This window comes from Kitasatospora sp. NPDC056184 (assembly GCF_042268405.1).
In the GTDB taxonomy this organism is placed as follows: domain Bacteria; phylum Actinomycetota; class Actinomycetes; order Streptomycetales; family Streptomycetaceae; genus Kitasatospora.
Map to the genome: position 1 here is coordinate 93875 of NZ_JBHJUI010000015.1, position 24235 is coordinate 118109.

The 24235-nt window shown below is 74.6% G+C and carries 17 protein-coding genes and 1 pseudogene; 13 read left to right on the forward strand and 5 right to left on the reverse strand.

Annotated features, from left to right (window positions below; all coding sequences use genetic code 11):
- Positions 1-12: 12 nt before the first annotated feature.
- On the reverse strand, positions 13-660 hold the full coding sequence (locus ACFC0B_RS27240) for a hypothetical protein (RefSeq protein ID WP_376091068.1): 648 nt from the start codon (positions 658-660) through the stop codon (positions 13-15).
- A 134-nt stretch (positions 661-794) separates the two neighbouring features.
- On the opposite strand from ACFC0B_RS27240, the gene ACFC0B_RS27245 reads away from it, so the two are divergent.
- The 7 genes from ACFC0B_RS27245 to ACFC0B_RS27275 all read left to right on the forward strand — a co-directional run bounded on the left by ACFC0B_RS27245 (position 795) and on the right by ACFC0B_RS27275 (position 10141).
- Positions 795-2024, forward strand: a complete 1230-nt coding sequence (locus tag ACFC0B_RS27245; RefSeq protein WP_376091071.1) for a histidine kinase — start codon at positions 795-797, stop codon at positions 2022-2024.
- A complete protein-coding gene (locus ACFC0B_RS27250; RefSeq protein WP_376091074.1) occupies positions 2012-2656 on the forward strand; it encodes a response regulator in 645 nt (214 codons plus the stop codon). Before ACFC0B_RS27245 ends, ACFC0B_RS27250 begins: the two co-directional genes overlap by 13 nt.
- Positions 2653-3561: a hypothetical protein gene (locus ACFC0B_RS27255; protein ID WP_376091077.1), complete on the forward strand. Its 909-nt coding sequence runs from the start codon at positions 2653-2655 to the stop codon at positions 3559-3561. Before ACFC0B_RS27250 ends, ACFC0B_RS27255 begins: the two co-directional genes overlap by 4 nt.
- Before the next feature lie 144 nt (positions 3562-3705).
- On the forward strand, positions 3706-4950 hold the full coding sequence (dusB, locus tag ACFC0B_RS27260) for a tRNA dihydrouridine synthase DusB (protein ID WP_376091080.1): 1245 nt from the start codon (positions 3706-3708) through the stop codon (positions 4948-4950).
- A 564-nt stretch (positions 4951-5514) separates the two neighbouring features.
- Positions 5515-8223 (forward strand): pyruvate, phosphate dikinase, encoded by a 2709-nt coding sequence (ppdK, locus tag ACFC0B_RS27265; RefSeq protein ID WP_376091083.1) that lies wholly within the window; start codon positions 5515-5517, stop codon positions 8221-8223.
- A gap of 294 nt (positions 8224-8517) precedes the next feature.
- Positions 8518-9060: a ribonuclease domain-containing protein gene (locus ACFC0B_RS27270; RefSeq protein ID WP_376091086.1), complete on the forward strand. Its 543-nt coding sequence runs from the start codon at positions 8518-8520 to the stop codon at positions 9058-9060.
- Between the two features lie 154 nt (positions 9061-9214).
- Positions 9215-10141 carry a hypothetical protein gene (locus tag ACFC0B_RS27275; protein WP_376091089.1) on the forward strand — a complete coding sequence of 309 codons (927 nt, stop codon included), beginning with the start codon at positions 9215-9217 and terminating at the stop codon, positions 10139-10141.
- 237 nt (positions 10142-10378) lie between these two features.
- Here the strand turns inward: ACFC0B_RS27275 and ACFC0B_RS27280 are convergent, their stop codons facing one another.
- Positions 10379-11380, reverse strand: coding sequence for a hypothetical protein (locus ACFC0B_RS27280; RefSeq protein WP_376091092.1), 1002 nt, complete (start codon positions 11378-11380; stop codon positions 10379-10381).
- A 408-nt stretch (positions 11381-11788) separates the two neighbouring features.
- On the opposite strand from ACFC0B_RS27280, the pseudogene ACFC0B_RS27285 reads away from it, so the two are divergent.
- Positions 11789-12901, forward strand: a pseudogene (locus ACFC0B_RS27285) (ADP-ribosylglycohydrolase family protein); the annotation flags it as partial.
- A gap of 3 nt (positions 12902-12904) precedes the next feature.
- Here the strand turns inward: ACFC0B_RS27285 and ACFC0B_RS27290 are convergent.
- Positions 12905-13630, reverse strand: a complete 726-nt coding sequence (locus ACFC0B_RS27290) for a GNAT family N-acetyltransferase (RefSeq protein WP_376091095.1) — start codon at positions 13628-13630, stop codon at positions 12905-12907.
- Positions 13631-14332: 702 nt separating this feature from the next.
- Between ACFC0B_RS27290 and ACFC0B_RS27295 the strand changes: the two genes are divergently transcribed.
- The 5 genes from ACFC0B_RS27295 to ACFC0B_RS27315 all read left to right on the forward strand — a co-directional run bounded on the left by ACFC0B_RS27295 (position 14333) and on the right by ACFC0B_RS27315 (position 21156).
- On the forward strand, positions 14333-15277 hold the full coding sequence (locus ACFC0B_RS27295; RefSeq protein ID WP_376091098.1) for a PAC2 family protein: 945 nt from the start codon (positions 14333-14335) through the stop codon (positions 15275-15277).
- 156 nt (positions 15278-15433) lie between these two features.
- Complete coding sequence (locus ACFC0B_RS27300) at positions 15434-16441, forward strand: SGNH/GDSL hydrolase family protein (RefSeq protein ID WP_376091101.1); 1008 nt, start codon at positions 15434-15436, stop codon at positions 16439-16441.
- A 130-nt stretch (positions 16442-16571) separates the two neighbouring features.
- A complete protein-coding gene (locus ACFC0B_RS27305) occupies positions 16572-17888 on the forward strand; it encodes a deoxyguanosinetriphosphate triphosphohydrolase (protein ID WP_376091104.1) in 1317 nt (438 codons plus the stop codon).
- Between the two features lie 77 nt (positions 17889-17965).
- Positions 17966-19873, forward strand: a complete 1908-nt coding sequence (gene dnaG / locus ACFC0B_RS27310; protein WP_376091107.1) for a DNA primase — start codon at positions 17966-17968, stop codon at positions 19871-19873.
- Positions 19874-19992: 119 nt separating this feature from the next.
- Entirely contained in the window at positions 19993-21156 is a 1164-nt protein-coding gene (locus ACFC0B_RS27315) for a sigma-70 family RNA polymerase sigma factor (RefSeq protein ID WP_376091110.1), read from the forward strand.
- On the opposite strand, the gene ACFC0B_RS27320 is transcribed toward ACFC0B_RS27315, so the two are convergent.
- Entirely contained in the window at positions 21153-22289 is a 1137-nt protein-coding gene (locus tag ACFC0B_RS27320) for a DUF2690 domain-containing protein (protein WP_376091113.1), read from the reverse strand. The two genes, ACFC0B_RS27315 and ACFC0B_RS27320, sit on opposite strands and share 4 nt — an antisense overlap.
- A 442-nt stretch (positions 22290-22731) precedes the next feature.
- A complete protein-coding gene (locus ACFC0B_RS27325; protein ID WP_376091116.1) occupies positions 22732-24138 on the reverse strand; it encodes a glutamate decarboxylase in 1407 nt (468 codons plus the stop codon).
- Between the last annotated feature and the right edge of the window lie 97 nt (positions 24139-24235).

The window sequence follows — 24235 nt, forward strand, 5'->3', positions numbered from 1 at the left end:
GGACGGCGGCGCTCATCGGACGTCCCCCGGCTCCGCGGGGGCGGTCCGGACCCGGGTCAGCGGGGAGCGCTCGGTCCCGGTTCCACCGGGCGCCTCGACGAGCACGCCGTCGAGGGCGCCCTCGGCCCAGGCGAGCCAGAACTCCCCGGCGACGGTGACCACCTCGCCCGCCGCGACCACCGGCGAGGGCCGGCCCGGCAGCCGGAGCAGCCGGCCGCCGGTGAAGCCGACGGCCGGGGCGGCGCCGCCGTCCGGCAGCCGGCCCCAGGCGAGTCCGTGCCGGGCGCGTCGGCGTCCGCCCGCACCGGCACCGGCAGCGGCCGCGGCCCCGGACCAGGCGCGGGCCCCGCGCAGCAGCCCGCGGCCGAGCCGGGAGGCGACCAGCACGTCCACCAGCTCGCCGTGCTCGTACACCTCCAGCGCCGCGCGCCGGCCGCGACCGGCCGGCACGCTGCGCACCGACCACGGCCCGACCGGGCCGCAGGGACCGTCGGAGCCGCGGAGCCCGTCGAACACGCCGGCCGGCCCGACCGGCAGCCGGCCCTCGTCCACGGCGGCCGGGGCCGCGGCGGCGGAAGCGGTGCGGTCCGCACGGGCGGTGCCGCGGGCCGGACGTCCGTGCGGCGGCGGAGTGGCGGAGTGCGATGCGGTGCTCGTCATACCGTCAAGACTCGTCGTCACGGGCCGTGTTGTCGGTAGTGCACCGATCCGAATCGGGGGTGTACCTAGCTTCACCATTTCTCGGCAGTGCCCTTCATGGTGACGCTTGATCACCGGGCTCTAGGCTGTCCGCCATGTCCTCCACGACGCCGCGCAGCGCGCCCGCCAGGAGCGTCGCCCGGCCCCCGTGGTCGGCGGCGGCCTGGCGGGACACCCGGTTCCTGGCCGCCGGGATCCCGCTCTCCCTGCCCGCCTGGCTGATCGTCCTCGCCCCGAAGGTGACGCTGGTCCTGCTGGGCGCGGTCCTGCTCGCCGTCCGCCCGCTCACCGCCGCCCAGCGCGGCCGGCTGCGCGCGCTGCGCGGCGTGGAGATCCCGCCGCTGCTGCGGTCCACCGGGACGCCCGCCGGCCTGTTCACCGCGCTGCGCACCGGCGTCAGCTGGCGGCAGGTCGGCTACCACCTGGTGGTCGGCCCGCTCGTCGCGGGCGGCGCGGTGGTCGTCGTGTACGGGTGGGGCGCCGCCCTGGCGGCCTCGACGGTCTTCGGCTGGTGCTGGCTGCTGCCGGCCTCCTCGCCCGTCCAGTACCAGTGGGCCAAGCTGAACGTCCCGCTCACCGTCGGCGGTCTGCTGCTGCTCGTGGTGCTGCCCGCGGCGGCCGGCCTGCTGGCCCGGCTGGACGAGGCGCTCGCGGTGCGGATGCTCGGTCCGGGCCGCACCGCCGAGCTGGAGCACCGGATCGAGGAGGTGGTCGAGAGCCGGGCCGGCCTGGTCGACGCGGTCGACGCCGAGCGCCGCCGGATCGAGCGCGACCTGCACGACGGCACCCAGCAGCGGCTCACCTCGCTCGCCATGAACCTCGGCCTGGCCCGCCGCACCCTCAAGGACGTCCCGCCCGAGGCGATGCAGGTGATCGTCGAGGCGCACGAGGAGGCCCAGGCGGCCATCGACGAGCTGCGCGACCTGGTCCGCGGCCTGCACCCGGCGGTCCTGGAGGACCGCGGTCTGGACGCGGCGCTCTCCGGCATCGCGGCCCGCGCCCCGCTGCCGGTCCGGCTGGACGTCGACGTGGCCGAGCGGATAGCGCCGACCGTCGAGGCGGTCGCCTACTTCACCGTCTCCGAGGCGCTGACCAACGTCGCCAAGCACGCCCGGGCCTCCCGGGCGGACATCTCGGTGCGCACGGCCGGCGGCCGGCTGCGCCTGGTCGTCAGCGACGACGGCGTGGGCGGGGCGGACGCCGCGCGCGGCACCGGCCTGACCGGCCTGCGCCAGCGCACCGCCTCGGTCGACGGCAGCCTGTCCGTCATCAGCCCGGTCGGGGGCCCGACCACCATCACCGTGGAGTTGCCGTGCGTGCTGTGATCGCCGAGGATTCGGTCCTGCTCAGGGTCGGTCTGGTCAAGGTCCTGGAGGCGGTGGGCTACGAGGTGGCCGCCGCCGTCGGGGACGCCGAGGAACTGCTCGCCGCGGTGCAGGAGCACCGCCCGCAGGTGGTGGTCGCGGACGTCCGGATGCCGCCGGGCTTCACGGACGAGGGGGTGCGGGCCGCGCTGGTGATCCGCCGGCAGTGGCCGGAGGTGGCGGTGCTGCTGCTCTCGCAGTTCGTGGAGGAGCGGTACGCCGCGGACCTGCTGACCACCAACACCAGCGGGGTCGGCTACCTGCTCAAGCAGCGGGTGGCCAATGTCGACGACTTCGTGGACGCGCTGCAGCGGGTCGCCGAGGGCGGTACCGCGCTGGACCCGGAGGTGGTCGCCCAGCTGCTGGTGCGCCGCCACCGCGATCCGCTGGAGCGGCTGACCCCGCGCGAGCGGGACGTGCTCGCCCTGATGGCGGAGGGCCGGTCCAACGCGGCGATCGCCGCCGCCCTGGTGGTCAGCGACAGCGCGGTGGCCAAGCACATCAACTCGATCTTCGCCAAGCTCGACCTGCCGCCCGCCGACGAGAGCCACCGGCGGGTGCTCGCGGTGCTGCGCTTCCTGGAACTGGGATGACGATGACGACGGGGAGGGGGCCGGGGGCCACCGCGGGGGAGCGGGCGGCGGGGGCCGCCCGCCGCGGCCGCCGGGGGTGGCGGGTGCTCGGCACGCTGACGGTGGCCGTGGTGCTGGTCGTCGGCGCCGTGCAGACCTGGGCGGTGGCGGTGCAGCAGCGCACGCGCTCGGAGCTGACCTACCCGGTCGCGGTGACCAAGGTGCGGCTGGACACCGGCACCGCCACGGTCCGGATCCGGCCGGGTCAGGAGGGCCGGGTCGTGGTCCGCCAGTACCTGAACTGGATGGTCCGGATGCCGGTGGTCTCGGCGCTCTTCGAGCAGGACCAGCTCGACGTCCGGATGCACTGCAACCAGGTGCTGCCGGTCAGCGACTTCGGCTGCGGCGCGGTGATCGAGCTGGACGTGCCGCCGGGGATCGCGGTGACCGGCAAGATGTCCTCCGGGAGCATCGACATCGCCGGGGTGGCGGGGGAGATCAACCTGCTCTCCACCGCGGGCGAGGTGCTGCTGGCCGACGTGTCCGGCCCGGTGACCGTGCGCACCACCTCGGGTTCCGTCCGGGGCAGCCGCCTCACCTCCCCGAGCGTCAACGCCGCCGCGACCTCGGGTTCGATGGAGCTGGGCTTCGCCGCGGCCCCGTTGGGCGTGGACATCGGGGTGACCTCCGGGTCGGTGGTGCTGGGCCTGCCCCGGGGGTCCCGCTACGACTTCGACGGCGGGGCGTCCCCGCTGGCGCGCGGCGGCATCGACCCGACGCTGGCGGACCGCTCCAGCCCGAACAAGATCAGGATCTCGGTCAGCTCCGGCTCGGTGTCGGTCTTCGCGAAGGACGCCTCACCCGAGGACCAGATCCGACGGCTGGTCCCGGAGGGCGCGGACCCGCCCCCGGAGGGCCGGGACTGACGCTCCCGGCAGCGGCGCCCCTGGCAGCGGCGGCCCCGGGAGCGGCGGCGGGAACGGGGCCCGGCGAGCAGCGGCCCCGGGCGGCTCGGCCGGGTGGGGGACAATGAAGAGTCCCCCACCCGCCGTCCCCGAGGTCAGCCGCGCATGACAGTCCCGCCCGCACCCATCGAGCCGAGCACCGCGACCGCCACCGCGACCGGCCCCGCCGACGGCGACACCCCGGCGACCGCCACCGCCGCTCCGGCCCTCTCCGCCGAGTTCGCGCCGCTGTCCATCGGCCCGCTGGAGGTCTGGCCGCCCGTCGTGCTGGCACCGATGGCCGGCATCACCAACGCGCCGTTCCGCACCCTGTGCCGCGAGCAGAGCGGCGGCAAGGGCCTCTACGTGTCCGAGATGATCACCACCCGGGCCCTGGTCGAGCGCAACGCCAAGACCATGCAGCTGATCACCTTCGACCCGAGCGAGAAGCCGCGGTCGATCCAGCTGTACGGGGTCGACCCGGTGACGGTCGGCAAGGCGGCCCGGATGATCGCCGACGAGGGCCTCGCCGACCACATCGACCTCAACTTCGGCTGCCCCGTCCCCAAGGTGACCCGCAAGGGCGGTGGCTCGGCGCTGCCGTACAAGCGCAACCTGCTGCGCGAGATCCTGCGCGAGGCGGTCGCCAACGCCGGCGACCTGCCGGTCACCATGAAGATGCGCAAGGGCATCGACGACGGCCACCTCACCTACCTGGACGCCGGCCGGATCGGCGCCGAGGAGGGCGTCTCCGCGATCGCCCTGCACGGTCGCACCGCCGCCCAGCACTACGGGGGCACCGCCGACTGGTCGGCGATCGCCCGGCTGCGCGAGTCCGTCCCGGCGGAGATCCCGGTGCTCGGCAACGGGGACATCTGGTCGGCGGACGACGCGGTGCGGATGATGCGCGAGACCGGCTGCGACGGCGTGGTGGTCGGCCGCGGCTGCCTGGGCCGGCCGTGGCTGTTCAAGGACCTGGTGGCGATCTTCGAGGGCGAGGTCGACCACGCCCGCCCGACCTTCGCCGACGTGGCGCGGGCGATGGTCCGGCACGCGCAGCTGCTCGGCGAGTGGCTGGGCGACGAGGCCCGCGGCGTGATCGACTTCCGCAAGCACGTCGCCTGGTACACCAAGGGCTTCTCGGTGGGCTCGGAGCTGCGGGTGAAGCTGGCCAACTCCTCCTCGCTGGCCGAACTGGCCGAAACCCTCGCCCTGGTGGAGCAGTCCCAGGCCTGGCCGGCCGGCGCGGACGGCCCGCGCGGGCGGACCAGCGGCAACAACCGGGTCGTTCTGCCGGACGGCTGGTTGGACGATCCGTATGACTGCGCCCGACCGGGCCAGGACGCCGAATCGGACACCTCCGGCGGATGACCTCGCCGAAGTGGCAAAAACGATCCCTCGGGGTCGATTGCCACTGCGGCCCAGCCCTCTTTGCCGATCTGGCCAAGAGGGCTCCTTTTTGGCAGCCTGACATCACGGAGCGGACACGTTTCTGGACGCAGTGCGACGAAGGGCGGAGTCGGCCTACGCCCGAACGCTGAGATGCGCCCGTGACGCTGGCCACATACCCTGGCGGTCGGAGGTGGCCGACAGGACGAAATGAACAAGTCGGGGGTGGATCGCTTCCCGAAGGGGAGCGGCGGCGGATCGGGCACTGAGGGTGCAGGAAATCAAGCCGATCCGTCAGGCCGGAGCGTCCGTGGCTACGGTGCGTTTCGGTGACGCGATCTTCCGGTTTCGATGACTTCAAGACTTGAACGCTCGCTAGCGTCAGCCGGACGATTTCACCACCAGAGGTGAACGCCATTCAGTGCATTCGATCTAGCGGGTTATCTGCCGATCCTGACGACGTACGCCCTATTGGCGGCGCGGAAGAGCCTTCGAAATGGGTATGTTCTCCGGCGTCAGGGCAACCGTGTGCGAGGAGACCGACCCGTGGCGTCCCAGCAGAAGTTTGTTTACTCCTTCACTGAAGGAAACAAGGACCTCAAGGACCTTCTCGGCGGTAAGGGCGCGAACCTGGCCGAGATGACGAACCTGGGCCTGCCGGTCCCTCCGGGGTTCACCATCACCACCGAGGCCTGCAAGGTCTTCCTGGAGACCGGTAGCGAGCCCACCTCGCTGCACGAGGAGATCAGCGCCCACCTGGACGCCCTTGAGCAGGAGATGGGCAAGAAGCTCGGCCAGGCCGACAACCCGCTGCTCGTCTCGGTGCGTTCGGGCGCCAAGTTCTCCATGCCCGGCATGATGGACACCGTCCTGAACATCGGCCTCTCCGACGCCTCGGTGGCGGGCCTGGTCGCGCAGTCCGGCAACGAGCGCTTCGCCTGGGACTCCTACCGCCGCCTGGTCCAGATGTTCGGCAAGACCGTGCTGGGCGTCGACGGCGAGCTGTTCGAGGAGGCCCTGGACGAGGCCAAGCACGCCAAGGGCACCGCCAACGACCTCGACCTGGACGCCGCCGACCTGAAGCAGCTGGTCGAGGTGTTCAAGGGCATCGTCGAGCGCGAGACCGGCCGGGCCTTCCCGCAGGAGCCGCGCGAGCAGATGGACCTCGCCATCCACGCCGTCTTCCACTCCTGGAACGGCGACCGGGCCCGGCTCTACCGCCGCCAGGAGCGCATCCCGAACGACCTGGGCACCGCGGTCAACGTCTGCACCATGGTCTTCGGCAACCTCGGCGAGGACTCCGGCACCGGTGTCGCCTTCACCCGCGACCCCTCCACCGGCACCCAGGGCGTCTACGGCGACTACCTGTCCAACGCCCAGGGCGAGGACGTCGTCGCCGGCATCCGCAACACGCTGCAGCTGTCCGAGCTGGAGAAGCTCGACAAGAAGTCGTACGACGAGCTGATGGCGATCATGCAGACGCTCGAGAACCACTACCGCGACCTCTGCGACATCGAGTTCACCATCGAGCGCGGCAAGCTCTGGATGCTCCAGACCCGGGTCGGCAAGCGCACCGCCGCGGCCGCCTTCCGGATCGCCGTCCAGCTGGTCGACCAGGGCCTGATCGACCTGGACGAGGCCCTCATGCGGGTCACCGGCGGCCAGCTCTCCCAGCTGATGTTCCCGCGCTTCGCCCCCGACGCCGAGTCCAAGCAGATCGCCCGGGGCCTCGCCGCCTCGCCCGGCGCCGCGATCGGCAAGATCGTCTTCGACTCCTACACCGCCGTGAAGTGGTCGCGCTCCGGCGAGAAGGTCATCCTGGTCCGCCGCGAGACCAACCCGGACGACCTGGACGGCATGATCGCCGCCGAGGGCATCCTCACCTCGCGCGGCGGCAAGACCTCGCACGCCGCCGTCGTCGCCCGCGGCATGGGCAAGACCTGTGTCTGCGGCGCGGAGGAGCTGGAGGTCGACACCAAGCGCCGCCGGATGACCACCGCCGACGGCCTGGTGCTGGAGGAGGGCGACGTCGTCTCCATCGACGGCGCGACCGGCAAGGTCTACCTCGGCGAGGTCCCCGTGCTGCCCTCCGCGGTGGTGGAGTACTTCGAGGGCACCCTGCACGCCGGCGCCGACGTCCAGGGCGGCCTGGTCCAGGCCGTGCACCGGCTGATGTCGCACGCCGACGTCCGCCGCCGGCTCGCCGTGCGCGCCAACGCCGACAACGCCGAGGACGGCTCGCGCGCCCGCCGCTACGGCGCCCAGGGCATCGGCCTGTGCCGCACCGAGCACATGTTCCTCGGCGAGGAGCGCCGCAAGGAGGTCGAGCACCTGATCCTCGCGGACAACGACAAGGACCGCGAGCTGGCGCTCTCCACCCTGCTGCCGATGCAGAAGGGCGACTTCGTCGAGCTCTTCCAGGCGCTGGACGGCCTGCCCGTCACCGTCCGCCTGCTCGACCCGCCGCTGCACGAGTTCCTGCCGGACATCACCGAGCTGTCGGTGCGCGTCGCCCTCGCCGAGGCCCGCAAGGACCCGAACGAGAACGACCTGCGCCTGCTCCAGGCGGTGCACAAGCTGCACGAGCAGAACCCGATGCTCGGCCTGCGCGGCGTGCGCCTCGGCCTGGTCATCCCCGGCCTGTTCGGCATGCAGGTCCGCGCCATCGCGGAGGCCGCCGCCGAGCGCAAGCTGGCCGGCGGGGACCCGCGCCCCGAGGTCATGATCCCGCTGGTCGGCACCGTCCAGGAGCTGGAGCTGGTCCGCGACGAGTGCGAGCGCGTGCTCGCCGAGGTCGCCCAGTCCACCGGCGTCCAGCTGGAGATCAAGCTGGGCACCATGATCGAGCTGCCGCGCGCCGCCGTGACGGCCGGCCAGATCGCCGAGGCCGCCGAGTTCTTCTCCTTCGGCACCAACGACCTCACCCAGACGGTCTGGGGCTTCTCCCGCGACGACGTCGAGGCCTCCTTCTTCACCGCCTACCTGGAGAAGGGCATCTTCGGGGTCTCGCCGTTCGAGACCATCGACCGCGACGGCGTCGGCTCGCTCGTCAAGCACGCCGTCCAGGCCGGCCGGGCCACCCGCCCCGACCTCAAGCTCGGCGTCTGCGGCGAGCACGGCGGCGACCCGGACTCGGTCCACTTCTTCCACGAGGTGGGGCTGGACTACGTCTCCTGCTCCCCCTTCCGGATCCCGGTGGCGCGCCTGGAGGCCGGCCGCGCCGCCATCGAGTCTGCGGGCAGCGACTCGCGCTGAGACGCCGGGGGGCGCTGAGCCCCCCGGCCGGGCGCGACCGCTGACCGCGTCCCCTCCCTCGGGGAGGGGCGTACACCGGAGCTCGGCGCAGGAGAACCGGCGTACGTGAAGCGGCCGGGGCGGGAACGGACAACGGCGTCCGTACCCGCCCCGGCTGTGCGCGTTTTTCCGCAGCCGGACGCAGCCGGACGCGGCCGGCCCCGGGCACCGCCCCCCGGCGGGACGCCCGGATGTGGCCGCGGCCACGTGTGTGGCTGGCCGCGCGCGGGCCCGCCGACTGCCAAGCTGGAGCCCATGACCAGCAAGAACCGCCTGTGGACCGTCCTCGCCGTGCTGCTCTGCGCGATCGCCGCCGCAGTCGGCTACGTCGCGTCCGACGGCACCGGCGACGGCACGCCCAAGGCCGCCGCGACCTCCACCGGCCCGGCCGCCGCGTCGAGCACCCCCTCGGCCCCGAAGCCGAGCGCGCCCAAGCCCAGCGCGCCCAAGCCCTCCGCCCCGGCCACCACGCCCCCGGCGGGCGCCGCCGTCGGCTGGGTGCCGACCGACCCGGCGATGGCCGACGTCTGCCGCACCACGCTGCCGGGCCAGGCCCTCGACACCCTGGGCCTGATCGCCAAGGGCGGCCCCTACCCCTACCGCTCGGACGGCATCGTCTTCGAGAACCGCGAGAGCCGCCTCCCGCGCAAGACCTCCGGCTACTACCACGAGTTCACCGTCGTCACCCCCGGCTCCGGCGACCGCGGCGCCCGCCGCGTGGTCACCGGCGACTCCGGCGAGCAGTACTGGACCGCCGACCACTACGGCACCTTCCAGGAGATCGACGCCCGCTGCTGAGATATTTCACTGGTATGCGAATGAGCCGTTCCTGAACGATCGTCACCGGCCGCCAGTAGCCTGAAGCGCGGCGTCCGGGGCTCCGCCACGAGCGGTGGTGCCCCGGGCGGGGGTCTCGCGCGCGGGCGCGGGCGGATGGCGAGAGGGGCGGGGTATGAGGGTGCGCAGCGTCTGCGGAGTGGCCACGGCGGTCGTCCTCACGGGCTTGCTGGCGGGGTGCGGCTCCGGTGCCGAGGGGGGCGGGTCCGCCGAGGACACCGGGCCCGAGCCGGAGATCGGGCAGATCATGGCGGAGCCGCTCGACGGCGCCCCGGTCGCGCTGCCGTTGGACGGCTACTCGGTCGGCACCGAGGAGTCCGCCGTCATCTTCCGGGCGATGGGTCAGGCCACCCGGACGTGCATGAAGTCCAAGGGATTCGACTACGACCCGGGCGAGGTCCCGGTGGCCCCGCCGCCGAGCCCCTTCGATCCGGGTAACCTCGGGCTGCTCTCGGCCGCCGCCGCCCAGCAGACCGGCTACCACAAGCCGCCCCGGCCGGCCGGTTCCGGGCAGAGCGCCACCGGCTCCGCGGCGGCCGGCGCGGTCGAGCAGAGCGACGCCTATCGGCAGGCGCTGACCGGCGCGGGACGGGCGGCGGCCGGCGTCGCGGACGCCAAGACCGATCGCGGGTGCGCGGGCGAGATCGAGCGCCGGTTCCAGGCCGCAGGGGTCAAGAGCAACTCCGGCGACCTGATCGGCAGCCTCCGGGGGAAGGCCTACGACCGCACCGCCACCGACAGCCGGGTGAAGGACGCGATCGCCGCCTGGCAGTCCTGCATGGCGGGGCTCGGTTACCACTACTCCACCCCGGTGCAGGCGAGTTCGGCGGCGTGGCCGGACCCGGTCTCGGACCGGGAGAAGGCCACTGCGGTGGCGGACATGACCTGCAAGACCCAGGTGAAGCTGCTCGGCACCTGGTACACCGTCCAGACCGCCTACCAGAAGCAGTTCATCGGCCGGAACGAGGTCGACCTGCAGACGGTCAAGGAGGTGTCGGCGCAGCGCGTCTCGGCAGCCCGGAAACTGCTCGGTCAGGGGTGAGCCCGGTACACCGCCTACTGGAACGCCCGGCCGGCCTCCAACGAGTCGGGTGACGGTCTCCGTCCGGCCGGCGCACGCGGCGGGCGAACAACTGCGGACTCGGCAGGCCGACCTCGGTGAGCTCGCCAGGCCGGGATGAATGCCGAGGGGCGGTCGGCCACGACGTCCGGGAGAGCGCGGTCGATGACCGGCCGGCGAGGCTGGTGGACTGCGCCCCAGGTCCCCGGCGAGTGCTGATCAGCGGGCCCGGCGCCAGCTGATCCGGGCGTGCGGGCCGTGCGGGCCGGCCGCGAGCAGCACGGCCAGCTCCTGCAGCACCGGGCCCGGGTCGCGGCGCAGTTGGACGGGCGTGGTGCGGACGACCGGCAGGCCGGCGGCGGTCAGCCGGTTGGCCCGGGTCAGGCTCCGCTCGTGGTCGGCCGGGCGCAGGTGCCAGGCCCGGGAGTCGATCTCCAGCGCGACGCAGGCTTGCGGCCAGTAGGCGTCCGGCACGGCCAGGAACCGCCCGTCCAGGAAGAGCACCGGGTTCCAGAGCGGCTCGGGCAGCCCGGCCCCGCGCACCGCGTCCCGCGCCTCGCCCTCCACCACCGAGCGCACCCCGGCCGTCAGCTCCTCCACCACCCCGGCCAGCCGGGGCAGCTCGCGCGCGTCCGGCCGGGCCAGCAACTGGTCCAGCAGCTCGCCGAGTTCGCAGTGCCGGCGCTGGACGGCCTCGGCGCACAGCGCGCGGAACCGCTGCCGTCCGCTCTCCCGGGGCGCGAGGTCGGCCAGCGCCCGGGCGACCGAGGTGCTCCAGAGTCCGTCGTCGCGCTCGAAGCCGCCGGGCATCGGCCCGCTCGCCCGGTGGATCCGTACGAACCCCCGGTCGCCGACCTTGCGCCGGGCGGGGATCAGCACGTCCACCTCTGTGAGGTCCGCCGGGTGCCCGGCCGAGGGGAGCCCGGCGTCGGCGAGCACCGCCACCCCCGTGAGCAGCACCTCCCCGGCGGGCGGAGCGGTGAGCCCCTTGGGCCCCGCGTAGGCGACGGCGGCCCGCAGGCGCTGGTGCGCCGTCAGCCGCCCGGTCTGCAGGCAGATCACCCGGGGCAGCACCCGCTGCCACGGCCCGCCGGGCCGCAGCCGGTGCGCGATGGTGCCGGACGGCACGCCGAGCCCGCGCAGCTGGGCGCGGGTGGCGATGTGCTGCTGGTCGGCGCCGAGCAGCAGCAGCGGGTCGAGGAGGGAGCCGGCACTGGTCATGCCCGGGTGGTTCCCACGCGGATCGGAGGTATGCGGAACATCGCCCGCCGGGGGACTGCCCGGTCAAACGGGGTTGACGCGCGGGTGGCGCGGCGGGTGGGCTTGGTCCCGATGACGACTCCTCACACCGGCCCGGCGTTCGACGCCCTCCAGGGCCTCTCCGTGGGCGACGCCCTCGGCGCCCAGTTCTTCGTCCCCGCCACCGCCCGGACCCACTTCGCGACCCGTACCGCCCCGCCCGGACCCGGGGGCGTGTCTTATGGACCGGCCCGGGGCCGCGACGCCAGGGCACGCACCTCGCCGCGTTGTCGTCGGTCGCCGATGCTCCGCATGGACTCCCTCCTCCGCCTTGCGATGCACGCACCCTGACGCCGCGGCCTTGTCCGAGCCGATCCACAAGACACGCCCTGGCCGTGGACCGACGACACCGAGATGGCGTGCTCGGTGTACGCCGCGCACACCGAGCGCGGCGGGATCGACGTGTTCGACCTCACGCACGCCTTCGCCCGCCGGCACGACTTCGACCGCGGCTACGGCCCGTCCGCCAACCGCCTGCTGCGGCTGATCCGGGAGGGCGGCGACGCCCGGGCGCTGGCCGCCGGGCTGTTCGACGGCCGGGGCTCGTACGGCAACGGAGCCGCGATGCGGGTCGCCCCGCTCGGGGCGGCGTACGCGGCCGACCCGGTGCAGGCGGTGCGCCCGGCCGTCGAGACGGCGCTGATCACCCACACCCACCCGCAGGCGGTGGACGGCGCGGTCGCCGTCGCGGTGGCCGCGGCCTTCGCGGTGCAGGCCCGCACCACGCGGATGACGCCGGAGAGCTTCCTGGGGAAGGTCCGCCACCTCACCCCGCGCGGGGCCGTCCGCGAGGGCCTCGGCGAGGCGATCGCCCTGCTCGCCGAGCCGGGCCACGAACGCGCCGCCGGGGTGCTCGGCAACGGCAGCCGGACCAGCGCCGCCGACACCGTCCCGTACGCGCTGTGGTGCGCGGCCCGGCGGCTCACCGACTACCCCGCGGCGGTCCGGGAGGCCGTGGCCGCCGGCGGCGACATGGACACCGTCGCCGCGATCACCGGCGGCGTGGTCGCCGCGCACACGGGGACGGCCGGCATCCCCGCAGCCTGGTTGGCGGCCCGCGAGCCGCTGCCCGGCTGGGCGTTCCCGGAGCCGGGCGGCGTCCCCGACGGCCGGGGCGGCGCGGACCTGCTGGTGCCGCGGTCGCACCCGGTGCCGGACGTGGTGTGGACGGACGCGCAGTGGCAGGCGCTGCGGACCGGCGTGCTGCCGGACCGCCGCTGGCGGGCCCGCACCGGGGAGGGCGTCCTGCGGCTCTGCCGAGCGGACGGCCATCCCGTCTGGGAGCTGGCCGTCGCCCCGGGCCGGGCGGGGTGGCGCCCGGTGTCGGCCGTCGTCGAGACCTGTCCGCACCGCGCGCCCGGGCTGCGGGACGGCGAGGACGCCGGCCTGCTGGCGCGCCTGCTGGGGGCCGCCGCTCCCGGGGGAGGGGCGGCCCGGCCCTGACGGTCAGGCCGTGATCAGGTGCCCGCCGCCGCCGTGTCTAAGGCACTCCTGGTTGATCGCCGGATCCGGGGCGCTCGGCGAGGTGGCGGCGGCGATCCGCAGCTCGATGATGTCCCGGACGGCCGGCCACTCGCTGTCCAGGATCGAGTAGAACGCCGTCGACCGGACCACCCCGTCCAGCCCGCGCGAGTGCGCCCGGCGGACGCCCTCCGAGGTCGCGCCGAGCCGCTCGATGGCGGTGCGCGAGCGCAGGTTGCGGGCGTCGGCGCGCAGCGAGATCCGCTGCACGCCCCACGCCTCGAAGGCGTGCCGGAGCATCAGCAGCTTGGCCTCGGTGTTGATGCCGGTGCCCTGGGCGCGCGGCGACAGCCAGGTGTTGCCGATCTCGGCGGCGTCCGGGACGGCGGTGGCCGGGTCGCCGAACGGCACGCCCGGCACCGGCGGCCAGACCATTGGCCCCTGCCAGTAGTCGAGTTCCAGGAACCGGGTGGAGCCCACCACCCGGCCGTCGGCCTGGTTCACCGTGGCGAACGGCAGCGACCGGCCCGCGGCCTGGTCGGCCAGGGCGCGCGCGATGTACTCGTGGGCCGCTTCCAGGCCGTGCGGGACGGGCGTGAAGGCGTAGGTCGTACGGTCCTCGGCGCCGGCCTTGGCGATGGCCTCGGCGTGGTGCGCGGCGAGGGGCTCCAGCCGCACGGTGCGGCCGGTGAGGATGACAGGTACGGGCACGGAACCTTCGGTCCTTCATCGGTCGGAGGGCGCTGGCCCGTGCCGGGGTGCGGCGCGGGCGAGCGATGACTGGTTCGCCCCGTCCCGGAGTGCGCCCACCGGTGCCCGCGCACGCCGGAGTCCGGTCGGGCGGGGCGGGGAGCGACGGCCCGGAGACGGGCAGCGCGGTGCCGGAACGGACACGGGTCCACGGACCGGTCCGGCGGGATGAGCGAGGGGACAGTGTGCGTCCGCGAGATGGCCGAAGAGGAAACGAGAGCGCGAAGGGAAGCAGGCGGCCAGGTGAAGGCAAGATGCGTCGTGGGTGGCTGGCCGAGCACCGGTCCGGGACGTGATCGACGGCGTTACGGACGACGTGACGACGACGCGACGATGCGAGGCAGCGAGAGGACGATACCCGTAAGAAGTCGGTGCGTCACTTCGCGGCACACGAATGGCCCCCGCGGCAGCGTCCGGACGGGTGGTGGAGGCCGTCCGCGTCCCCCTGACCAGGCACTTCTCCGACGGGTGCGATCATGGTCCGGCCGGCCCGCCGGGCGCCCGCCGCGGGCGGTCCGGGCAAACGGGACCGGCCCGCCGGGAATTCCGGCGGCGCCCCGCACGCTGGACGAGAAGAACCGGGCCCGGGCCCGCGCGGGCCGACGCGCGGGGGAGCGGGCGCGGTGAACCGCGACGAGGAAAGAAACGGGGTGTGGGTGAGCGGTGCGTGATCCCCAGGCGCTGTACGAGCTGGACCAGCAGGGCGTGGCCGCCGTGGCCGCGGCGAGGGCCGCGCTGGCGGACACCGGTGCCGGCCTGGTGCTGCTCCACCACTTCGAGGGCTTCATGGACGCCGGCGAGGCGGGCGCCCAGGTCGTCGCCCACCTGCTGGAGACGGGGGCCCCGCAGGTGGTGGCCCGCTTCGACCACGACCGCCTGGTGGACTACCGGGCCCGCCGCCCCGCGATGGTCTTCGACCGTGAGCACTGGTCGTCCTACGAGCCGCCGGAGATCCTGCTCCAGCTGGTCCACGACACCGCCGGCTCGCCGTTCCTGCTGCTCACCGGGCCCGAGCCGGACGTCGAGTGGGAGCGCTTCGCCGCCGCCGTCCGCGAGCTGGTCGAGCGCTTCGACGTCCGGCTGAGCCTCGACTTCCACGGCATCCCGATGGGCGTGCCGCACACCCGCCCGGTCGGCCTGACGCCGCACGGCAACCGGCTGGACCTCGCGGCCGGCTACCCGCAGTGGTTCGAGCAGGCCCAGGTGCCGGGCAGCGCCCAGGCCCTGCTGGAGTACCGGCTCGCCGAGGCCGGGCACGACGTGCTGGGCTTCGCCGCGCACGTGCCGCACTACGTGGCGCGCTCGGCGTACCCGGCGGCCGCGGTGCAGATTCTGGAGGCCGTGCAGTCCGCGACCGGTCTGGTGCTGCCCGGCACCCCGCTGCGCGAGCAGGTCGACGTAGTCTACGCCGACATCGAGGAGCAGCTGGCGCAGGGCGACGGCGACCTGCGGTCGGCGATCCGCGGCATGGAGGGCCAGTACGACGCGGTGGCCGGCGCCGAGGGCCGGGAGAGCCTGCTGGCCGAGCCGGTGGACCTGCCGTCGGCGGACGAGCTGGGCCGGCGCTTCGAGCAGTTCCTGGCCGAGCACGAGCGCGGCCCGGAGTAGCGCGCCGGCGGCGGCGCTCCCCGAGGGGCGCGCCGTCGCCGGAAATTCACCACCGGGGCGGGAGCGATCCGGGGCGTCCGTCCGTTGGGCGTTGCGGTGCCCGGGGGACGGGCCGTCGTAGGAAGAACGCCATCGGCTCCTACCCGGGGGGATCCCGTGCCGCTGTCCGTACGCCCGACCGCCGCGCTCACCGGCGCGGTGAGCGCGGGCCTCGCCGCCGTGCTGGTCGCCGGCTGCTCCGGTTCCACCGGTTCCGGGACCGCCGCCGGCGGCGCCCCGGACGGCTCCGCGCCGCCGCGGGCCGCCGCCGCCGTGACGCCGAGCCCGAAGTCCGCGCCCACTGGTCCCTACGTGGCGCTCGGCGATTCCTACACGGCGGGCCTGAAGATCGGCCCGCAGGTGGGGGAGCCGAAGGGCTGCTCCCGGTCGGCGGTCAACTACCCGTCCCTGGTGGCCAAGGCGCTCGGCCTGTCCGGGGAGCGGTTCCACGACGTCAGCTGCAGCGGGGCCCGCACCGGCGACCTCACCGGGGCCCAGAGCACCGACGGCGGCAGCAACCCGCCGCAGCTGGACGCGCTCACCCCGGCCACCCGCCTGGTGACCGTCGGGATCGGCGGCAACGACGCCGGGTTCATGGAGGTCGTCGGCCAGTGCGCCAAGGAGAACCTGGTGGACGCGCTCAAGGGCCTGGTCGGCTCGGACCGCGCCGCCGCGCCGTGCCGCGACTCCTACGCGGCCGCGGACGGCGGCGACCAGGTGCAGCGCAAGGTGGACGCCGCGGGCGAGCGGCTCGGCCAGCAGCTGAAGGAGATCAAGCGGCGCTCCCCGCAGGCCCGGGTCTACGTGGTCGGCTACCCGGCCCTGCTGCCCGCCGACCCGGCGAGCTGCGTCCCGGTGCTGGGAGCCGCGGTGGCCGGCGGGGACCTGGGCTTCCTGGTGGAGAAGGAGCAGCAGCTCAACGCCATGCTCAAACGGCGGGCCGAGGCGGCCGGAGCGGTCTTCGTGGACCTCGCGGCGCCCTCGGCCGGCCACGACATGTGCGCCGGGGAGGGCGCCCGCTGGGTGGAGCCGCCGTTCCCGGCGCACGGCCTGGCGGCGATCCACCCGAACGCCAAGGGGCAGGAGGGCGCCGCCGAGGCCGTCCTCAAGGCGGTCCGCGGCTGACCGCGGAGCCGGTCACCCCGGCGCGAGGGCCGGGGTCTGTCCTCGAACCCCGGGGTTCACGCCCCGGCCCGCGCGCCGTCGTGCGCGGCACACCTCCGGTGTCACCGCCGCGGCGTACCGTGAGGGGCATATGGACGACACCGCGCACCGCCTCACCGCCGCCCCGACCCCGACCCCGTACGATCGCGCCGCCGAGGCCCGCTGGGTGCCCGAACCCGACAAGCGACCCGGCCGCACGGGGTTCCAGCGCGACCGCGCCCGCGTGCTCCACTCCGCCGCCCTGCGCCGGCTGGCCGGCACCACCCAGGTGGTCGCCCCGATGCGCAGCGACTTCCCGCGCACCCGGCTGACCCACTCGCTGGAGTGCGCCCAGGTCGGCCGCGAGCTGGGCGCCGCGCTCGGCTGCGACCCGGACCTCGTCGAGACCGCCTGCCTGGCCCACGACATCGGCCACCCGCCGTTCGGCCACACCGGCGAGGAGGCGCTCGACCAGGCCGCCGAGGCCTGCGGCGGCTTCGAGGGCAACGCGCAGTCGCTGCGCATCCTGACCCGTCTGGAGCCCAAGCGCTTCGCCCCGCAGGACGAGGCGCCCGCCCGGCTGGCCCCCTGGCCGGGCCGCAGCGTGGGCCTCAACCTGACCCGCGCCGCCCTGGACGCGGCCACCAAGTACCCGTGGACGCACGGCGCCCACCCCACCGATCCGGCCTCGCCCAAGTACGGCGTCTACGGCGACGACCTGCCGGTCTTCCGCTGGCTGCGGGCCGGCTCCCCGCCCGGGCGCAAGTGCTTCGAGGCCACCGTCATGGACTGGTCCGACGATGTCGCCTACTCGACCCACGACGTCGAGGACGGCCTCCAGGCCGGCCACATCGACCCGGCCGCGCTGCGCGCCCCGGGCGAGCGCGCCGAGCTGTTCAAGGTCGCCGAGCGCTACGCCCGGGACGCCGAGCCCGAGGAGCTGGCCGCCGCCCTGGACCGGCTGCTCGCCCAGGAGTGGTGGCCCGAGTCCTACGACGGCACCGCCCGCGCCCGCTCCGGCCTGAAGGACCTCACCAGCCAGCTGATCGGCCGGTTCTGCCTGGCCGCCGAGCAGGCCACCCGGGCCCGCTACGGCCCCGGCCGGCTCACCCGCTACGCGGCCGAGCTGGTGGTCCCGCGCGAGGTGCGGCTGGAGTGCGCGGTGCTCAAGGCGGTCGCCGTCCGGTACGTGATGCAGCGCGACGAGCAGGCCCAGCTGCGGGCCCGGCAGCGGATCGTGATCGCCGAGCTGGCCGAGGTCCTCGGCCGGCGCGCCCCCGAGTCGCTGGACCCGGTCTTCGCCGCGATGTACCGGGAGGCGGAGGACGACCGGGCCGCCCTGCGCACGGTGATCGACCAGATCGCCACCCTCACCGACGCCTCCGCGCTGGCCCTGCACGCCCGGCTGACCGGCGCGGACCGGGGCTGACCCGGCCCGACCGCACCCGGCCCGATCCCGGACGGTCGCCCCGCCGTTCGGCCCGGCCGCCCCAGTAGACTTCCGGGGTGGCCGGGCGGATCAGGGACGAAGACGTACAGGCGGTGCGGAGCGCACTGCCGATCGACGCGGTGGTCGGCGACTACGTACAGCTGACCAACGGTGGCGGTGGCGAGTACAAGGGCGTCTGCCCCTTCCACGACGAGAAGTCCGCCTCCTTCTACGTGAACCCCGCCAAGGGCGTCTTCCACTGCTTCGGCTGCCAGGAGAACGGCGACACCATCGCCTTCCTGATGAAGATCGAGCACTTCACCTTCGCCGAGGCCGTCGAGCGGATGGCCGCCCAGGCCGGCATCACCCTGCGCTACGAGGAGGGCGGCTACAGCCCCCGCCACCAGCAGGGCGAGCGCACCCGGCTGGTCGAGGCGCACAAGGTGGCCGCCGCCTGGTACCGGGAGCAGCTCGCCTCGCCCGAGGCCGAGATCGGCCGCCGCTTCCTGGCCGAGCGCGGCTTCGACGAGGAGGCCGCGGCGACCTTCGGCGTCGGCTACGCCCCGGCCGGCTGGGAGCACCTGGTCCGCTACCTGCGCGGCAAGGGGTTCAGCGACAAGGAGATCCTGCTCGGCGGCCTGGCCTCGCAGGGCCAGCGCGGCGGTCTGATCGACCGGTTCCGGGGCCGGCTGGTCTGGCCGATCCGCGACATCGCCGGCGAGGTGGTCGGCTTCGGCGCCCGGCGGCTGCGCGAGGACGACAACGGGCCGAAGTACCTGAACACCCCCGAGACGCCGATCTACAAGAAGTCGCACGTGCTCTACGGCATCGACCTGGCGAAGAAGGAGATCGCCAAGTCGGGCCGGGCGGTGGTGGTCGAGGGCTACACCGACGTGATGGCCTGCCACCTGGCCGGGGTCACCACCGCGGTGGCCACCTGCGGCACCGCCTTCGCCGAGGACCACATCAAGATCATTCGCCGGCTGCTGATGGACACCTCCCAGTACCGCGGCGAGACCGTCTTCACCTTCGACGGCGACGCCGCCGGGCAGAAGGCCGCGCTGCGCGCCTTCGAGGACGACCAGAAGTTCGCCGCCAAGACCTCCATCGCGGTCAGCCCCGGCGGCATGGACCCGTGCGAGCTGCGCCTGGCCATGGGCGACCAGGCGGTCCGCGAGCTGATCGACAACCCCGTCCCGCTCTTCGAGTTCGCGCTGAACTCCGCGGTCGCCAAGCACCGGGTGGACACCCCCGAGGGCCGCTCGGCGGCGCTGGAGGAGGCGGCGCCGATCGTCGCCAAGATCAAGGACCGCTCGATCCAGCACGAGTACGCCGTCCGGCTGGCCGGCATGCTCGGCATCCTGGACGAGCCGTTCGTGGTCCGCCGGGTCTCCCAGCTGGCCCGCTGGGACCGCGAGCGCCAGCAGAACCCGCGCGCCAACGGCCAGCTGCGCCGCCCCGAGCCGGCGCAGCCCACCGGCCCGGCCAGGCCCGCCTTCGTGCTCAACCCGCGCGACCCGGCGCAGTTCGTCGAGCGCGAGCTGCTCAAGCTGGCCCTGCAGCACCCGGACCTGGTGGCGCCGACCTTCGACAACTACGGCGAGGACGAGTTCCCGACCCCGCCGTACACCGCCGTGCGGCGCGCGATCGGCCAGGCCGGCGGGGCCGCGTACGGGGCCGCGCTGGCCGACTTCACCGCCGTGGTGCGCGAGGTCTGCCCGGACGACCGGGTGCGCTCGCTGGTCACCGAGCTGACCGTGGAACCGGTGCGCTCGCGCCGCAAGGCGGACGCCGTCTACGCGGGCGAGTTCCTGGTCAAGCTGCGGATGCTGGCCGTGGACCGGCGGGTCGACGAGGTCCGCGCCCACCTCCAGCGGCTCGGCACCCGGGCCGCCCCCGAGGAGCTGCACGCGGTGCAGACCGAGCTGTGGCAGCTCCAGCAGTACGGGCAGTCGCTGCGCAGCCGGGGCGCCGCCGCCCTGTAGGAGCGCGTTCAGAAAGTCCGCGCACGAGTCTCGGCCACGGAGTGTGGCGTGCCCCACACTGGAGGGCGTCCCACCTCCGTTCAGCGCGGGTCCGCCAGAGTCGCGCCCGCCCCGAGGGGATGCCCGTGGACCGAGGCACTGCCACGACCGCCCAGCCCGCCACCGACCCGCCCGCCCCGCCCGTGCACCCGGACGGCGCCCGTGCCGGGGACGCCCCGGCCGAGGACCACGGCCGGGCCGGGGTCCCGCTCCCGGACGGCGCCCGGGTGCCCGCCCAGGGCCTGCCGCCCGGGCACCCCGACGCCAGGGAGGCCGGGGACGACGCCGAGGAGGACGAGGAGGCCCCGGCGCCGCCCGGCGCGGAGCCCGGCGGACCGGCTGCCGACCTGCTCCGCCAGTACCTCCGCGAGATCGGCCGGATCCGGCTGCTGACCGCCGCCGAGGAGGTCGAACTGGCCCGCGCGATCGAGGCCGGGCTGTTCGCCGAGGAGCGGCTGGACCGCGGCCCGTCGCCCGCCGACCGGCTGGCCCGCGAACTGGAGGCCCTGGTGGCCGTCGGCCGGCTCGCCAAGCGCCGGCTGATCGAGGCCAACCTGCGCCTGGTGGTCTCGGTCGCCAAGCGCTACGTCGGCCGCGGGCTGACCCTGCTCGACCTGATCCAGGAGGGCAACCTCGGGCTGATCCGGGCCGTGGAGAAGTTCGACTACACACGCGGCTACAAGTTCTCCACCTACGCGACCTGGTGGATCCGCCAGGCGATGAGCCGCGCGCTGGCCGACCAGGCCCGTACGATCCGGGTGCCGGTGCACGTGGTCGAGCTGATCAACCGGGTGGTGCGGGTGCAGCGCTCGCTGCTCCAGGAGCGCGGCACCGAGCCGGGCCCGGCCGACATCGCGGCCGTGCTGGAGCTCACCGAGGAGCGGGTGCGCGAGCTGCTCCGGCTGGCCCAGGAGCCGATCTCGCTGCACACGCCGGTCGGCGAGGAGGACGACGTCGCGCTCGGCGACCTCATCGAGGACGCCGACGCGGCCTCACCCGCCGAGTCGGCCGCCTTCCTGCTGCTGCGTCAGCACCTGGAGGCGGTGCTGGGCACCCTCGGCGAGCGCGAGCGGCAGGTGGTGCAGCTCCGCTACGGGCTGGACGACGGGCGGGCGCGCACGCTGGAGGAGATCGGGGTGCTCTTCGGGGTGACCCGGGAGCGGATCCGCCAGATCGAGTCCAAGACCCTGGTCAAGCTCCGCGACCACGCCTTCGCCGCCCAGCTCCGGGGCTACCTCGACTAGCTCGGCCGGCTCGACTGGCCCGGCTGACCCGACGGCGCCGGAGCCGGGGCCGCGGGCTGGGCCGGGTCGGTGGTGGCGGTGGCGGTGGCCGGCGGGGTGGCCGGGCCGGGTGGGATCGGGGTCGAGGCGACCGTCCGGGCCAGGTCGGAGGTCGAGGGCGAGCAGGCGGCGCCCTCCGGGTCCTTGCGCTGTCCGCAGACCTGGATGGTGACCGCCGGGTCCGCCGCGTTCACCATCCACGAGTAGTTGTCGTACCCCCAGTGGATCAGCGCGGTCTCGGACTCGCCGGCGCTGGTGGTGATGGTCGCCCGGTCGCCGGGCTGGCCCTCGGTGATCGCCGCCCAGGCCGCCTGGCACTTCTGGCTGTACCGGAGGTAGACGACGACCTTGCCGACGTTGGTGGTCAGCAGGGTCCGGGCGTCGCCGCCGCAGCCGGTCGCCTTGGGGTCCTTGTGGACGCAGCCGAGCGCCTGGCAGGCCGGGACCGGCGGGGCGGGGTTGGCGGGCACCGCGGGTGCGGTGGCGGCCGGGGAGGAGCCGCCCGCCGGGGTGGACGGCGCCACGGTGGCGGCGGTCGGCGTGGCGTCCCCCTCGTCGGAGGAGGAGAGGAGTCGCACGCCGAGCAGCGCCAGCAGCAGCGCCAGCACCGAGGCGCCGATCAGGGCCGCCGGACGGCGCCCGGTCCGGCGCGGCTCCTCCGGTCCTCGCGGGGCGGCCTCGGTGTCCGTCCCGGCGTCGGCTTCCGGAGCCGTCGCGGCCTCGGGAGCCGTCGCGGCCTCCGGAGCCGGCTCGGCGCCCTCGGCACCGTCCGCCCCCGTGCCGCTGTCCGCCACCGCTTCGTCGGCCGGCTCCGCCGTGCCGGGCACCGCCCCCGCGGCCGCGCTCCGGCGCCACAGCGCCCGCAGCGCCGGACCGTCGCACTCCACGGCCCCGATCAGCGCGTCGAGCGCCTGCTCGGTGATGATCCGCTTGCCGTTCAGCCAGCGCTCCCAGGAGGCCCGGCTGTAGTGGGTCCGGGCGGCCAGCTCGGAGAGCGAGAGCCCGGTCGCGTCCTTGACGGCGCGCAGTTCCTCCGTCAGACGTCTGGCGGGGTCGGAGAGGTCGTCCGGCAGCTGCTTCCAGGCGGAACCCATGCGGTCTCTTCCAAACATGCGGGCGGGCGGGCGGCGGAGCTGGAACGGGCGGCACCCCGCGGGGCACCGCTCCGGACCCGGGCGGGCGCCTTCGCGTCTCAGAAATCGGCGGCCCGGCGTCCCAAAGCCCAGGTCCTGGCGCTGAGACGGACGGAAGTGTCTCACAACACCGGGAGAGGCTCGAACATTCATATGGCCGTCGGGCATTGTTCTTCCGGCCGGAGCGGTTCACCGCCCGGTCCTTCGTCCGGGGACCGTTTCCCGACGGCCCGGCACCTGCCGTGCCCTGGCCCCCACCGGAACGAGGCAGCCTCCACGGGGGGAGGCTGCCCCGGGCCGCAGGGACGCACGGCGGGGGCGGGCGCATCGCTGCGCCCGCCCCCGCCGTGACCACGTCGGACGCCCGTCGCCCGCCGCTCGCGGCCGGGCGCCTGTCGGACCGTCAGTGGTGGAAGCCCGTCCGGGCCGGCACCCCGAGCTCCTTGAGCGGGAACGGCTGGCGGCGCAGCTCCGGCAGCAGCCGTCCGAGGTCGCCCAGCAGCAGGTCCGCGAGGTCGCGGGAGAAACCGTTGCGGCAGACCACCCGCAGCACCGCGAGGTCCTCCCGGTTCGCCGGGAAGGTGTACGCGGGCACCTGCCAGCCGCGCTCGCGCAGCCGCCGCGACACGTCGAAGACGTCGAACGGCACGTCGTCCGTCGTGGTGAGCGCGAACACCGGCAGCTCATCGCCCCGGGTCAGCAGCCGGAAGCCGCCCAGCCCCTCGATCCCGTCGGCCAGGTACCCGGCCACCTCCCGGCAGGCGCCCTGGACGGCCCGGAAGCCGGCCCGGCCGAGCCGCAGGAAGACGTAGTACTGGGCGATCACCTCGGCGCCGGGACGGGAGAAGTTCAGCGCGAAGGTCGGCATCTCGCCGCCCAGGTAGTTGACCCTGAACACCAGCTCCTCGGGCAGCGCCTCCGGGTCCCGCCACAGCGCCCAGCCGACGCCCGGGTAGACCAGCCCGTACTTGTGGCCGGAGGTGTTGATGGAGGCGACCCGGGGCAGCCGGAAGTCCCAGACCAGGTCCTCGTCCAGGAACGGCGCGATCATGCCGCCGGAGGCGCCGTCGACGTGCACCGGGACGTCCAGGCCGGTGCGCCGGTGGAGGTCGTCGAGCGCGGCGCAGATCTCCGCGACCGGCTCGTAGGAGCCGTCGAAGGTCGAACCGAGCACCCCGACCACGCCGATGGTGTTCTCGTCGCAGAGCCCCACCGCCTGCTCGGGGCCGAGGTGGAAGCGCTCGCCGTCCATCGGCGCGGTGCGGGCCTCGACCTCCCAGAAGGTGCAGAACTTCTCCCAGCAGACCTGCACGTTGACGCCCATCACCAGGTTGGGCCGGGCCCCGGCCTCGTAGCGGTGGGCGTTGCGGCGCATCCAGCGCCGCTTGAGCGCGAGGCCGGCCAGCATGCAGGCCTCGCTGGAGCCGGTGGTGGAGCAGCCGACGGCGGTGTCCGGGTCGGGGGCGTGCCACAGGTGGGCCAGGATGGCCACGCAGCGCCGCTCCAGTTCGGCGGTCTGCGGGTACTCGTCCTTGTCGATCATGTTCTTGTCGAGGCACTCGGTCATCAGCCGGGTGGCCTGCACCTCCATCGAGGTGCTGACGAAGGTCGCCAGGTTGAGCCGGGCGTTGCCGTCCAGCAGCAGTTCGTCGTGGATCAGCTGGTACGCCGTGTCGGCCGGGACGGGGCCGTCCGCGAGCCGGTGCAGCGGGGGCGCCAGCTCCATCGCCCCGAGCGGGTCGGCGGCGGTGCCGAGGAACGGGCCGACGGTCAGCCGGCGGTCGTCGCCGGCTCCTTTGTGCAGTGCCATGGGGATCCTGCCGCCTTCCGTCCGGTGGCCGCGTCGCCTCCCACGCTGCCACCGGGCGCCGGGTGACGCATCTCCGCCGGAGCGCCCGCTCCGGGGC

Excerpts from the sequence above, each read along its gene's own strand:
- ACFC0B_RS27240 (WP_376091068.1), bottom strand. The coding sequence starts at position 660 with ATGACGAGCACCGCATCGCACTCCGCCACTCCGCCGCCGCACGGACGT.
- ACFC0B_RS27245 (WP_376091071.1), top strand. The coding sequence starts at position 795 with ATGTCCTCCACGACGCCGCGCAGCGCGCCCGCCAGGAGCGTCGCCCGG.
- ACFC0B_RS27255 (WP_376091077.1), top strand. The coding sequence starts at position 2,653 with ATGACGATGACGACGGGGAGGGGGCCGGGGGCCACCGCGGGGGAGCGG.
- dusB (WP_376091080.1), top strand. The coding sequence starts at position 3,706 with ATGACAGTCCCGCCCGCACCCATCGAGCCGAGCACCGCGACCGCCACC.
- ACFC0B_RS27270 (WP_376091086.1), top strand. The coding sequence starts at position 8,518 with ATGACCAGCAAGAACCGCCTGTGGACCGTCCTCGCCGTGCTGCTCTGC.
- ACFC0B_RS27275 (WP_376091089.1), top strand. The coding sequence starts at position 9,215 with ATGAGGGTGCGCAGCGTCTGCGGAGTGGCCACGGCGGTCGTCCTCACG.
- ACFC0B_RS27280 (WP_376091092.1), bottom strand. The coding sequence starts at position 11,380 with ATGACCAGTGCCGGCTCCCTCCTCGACCCGCTGCTGCTGCTCGGCGCC.
- ACFC0B_RS27305 (WP_376091104.1), top strand. The coding sequence starts at position 16,572 with ATGGACGACACCGCGCACCGCCTCACCGCCGCCCCGACCCCGACCCCG.
- ACFC0B_RS27315 (WP_376091110.1), top strand. The coding sequence starts at position 19,993 with ATGCCCGTGGACCGAGGCACTGCCACGACCGCCCAGCCCGCCACCGAC.
- ACFC0B_RS27320 (WP_376091113.1), bottom strand. The coding sequence starts at position 22,289 with ATGGGTTCCGCCTGGAAGCAGCTGCCGGACGACCTCTCCGACCCCGCC.
- ACFC0B_RS27325 (WP_376091116.1), bottom strand. The coding sequence starts at position 24,138 with ATGGCACTGCACAAAGGAGCCGGCGACGACCGCCGGCTGACCGTCGGC.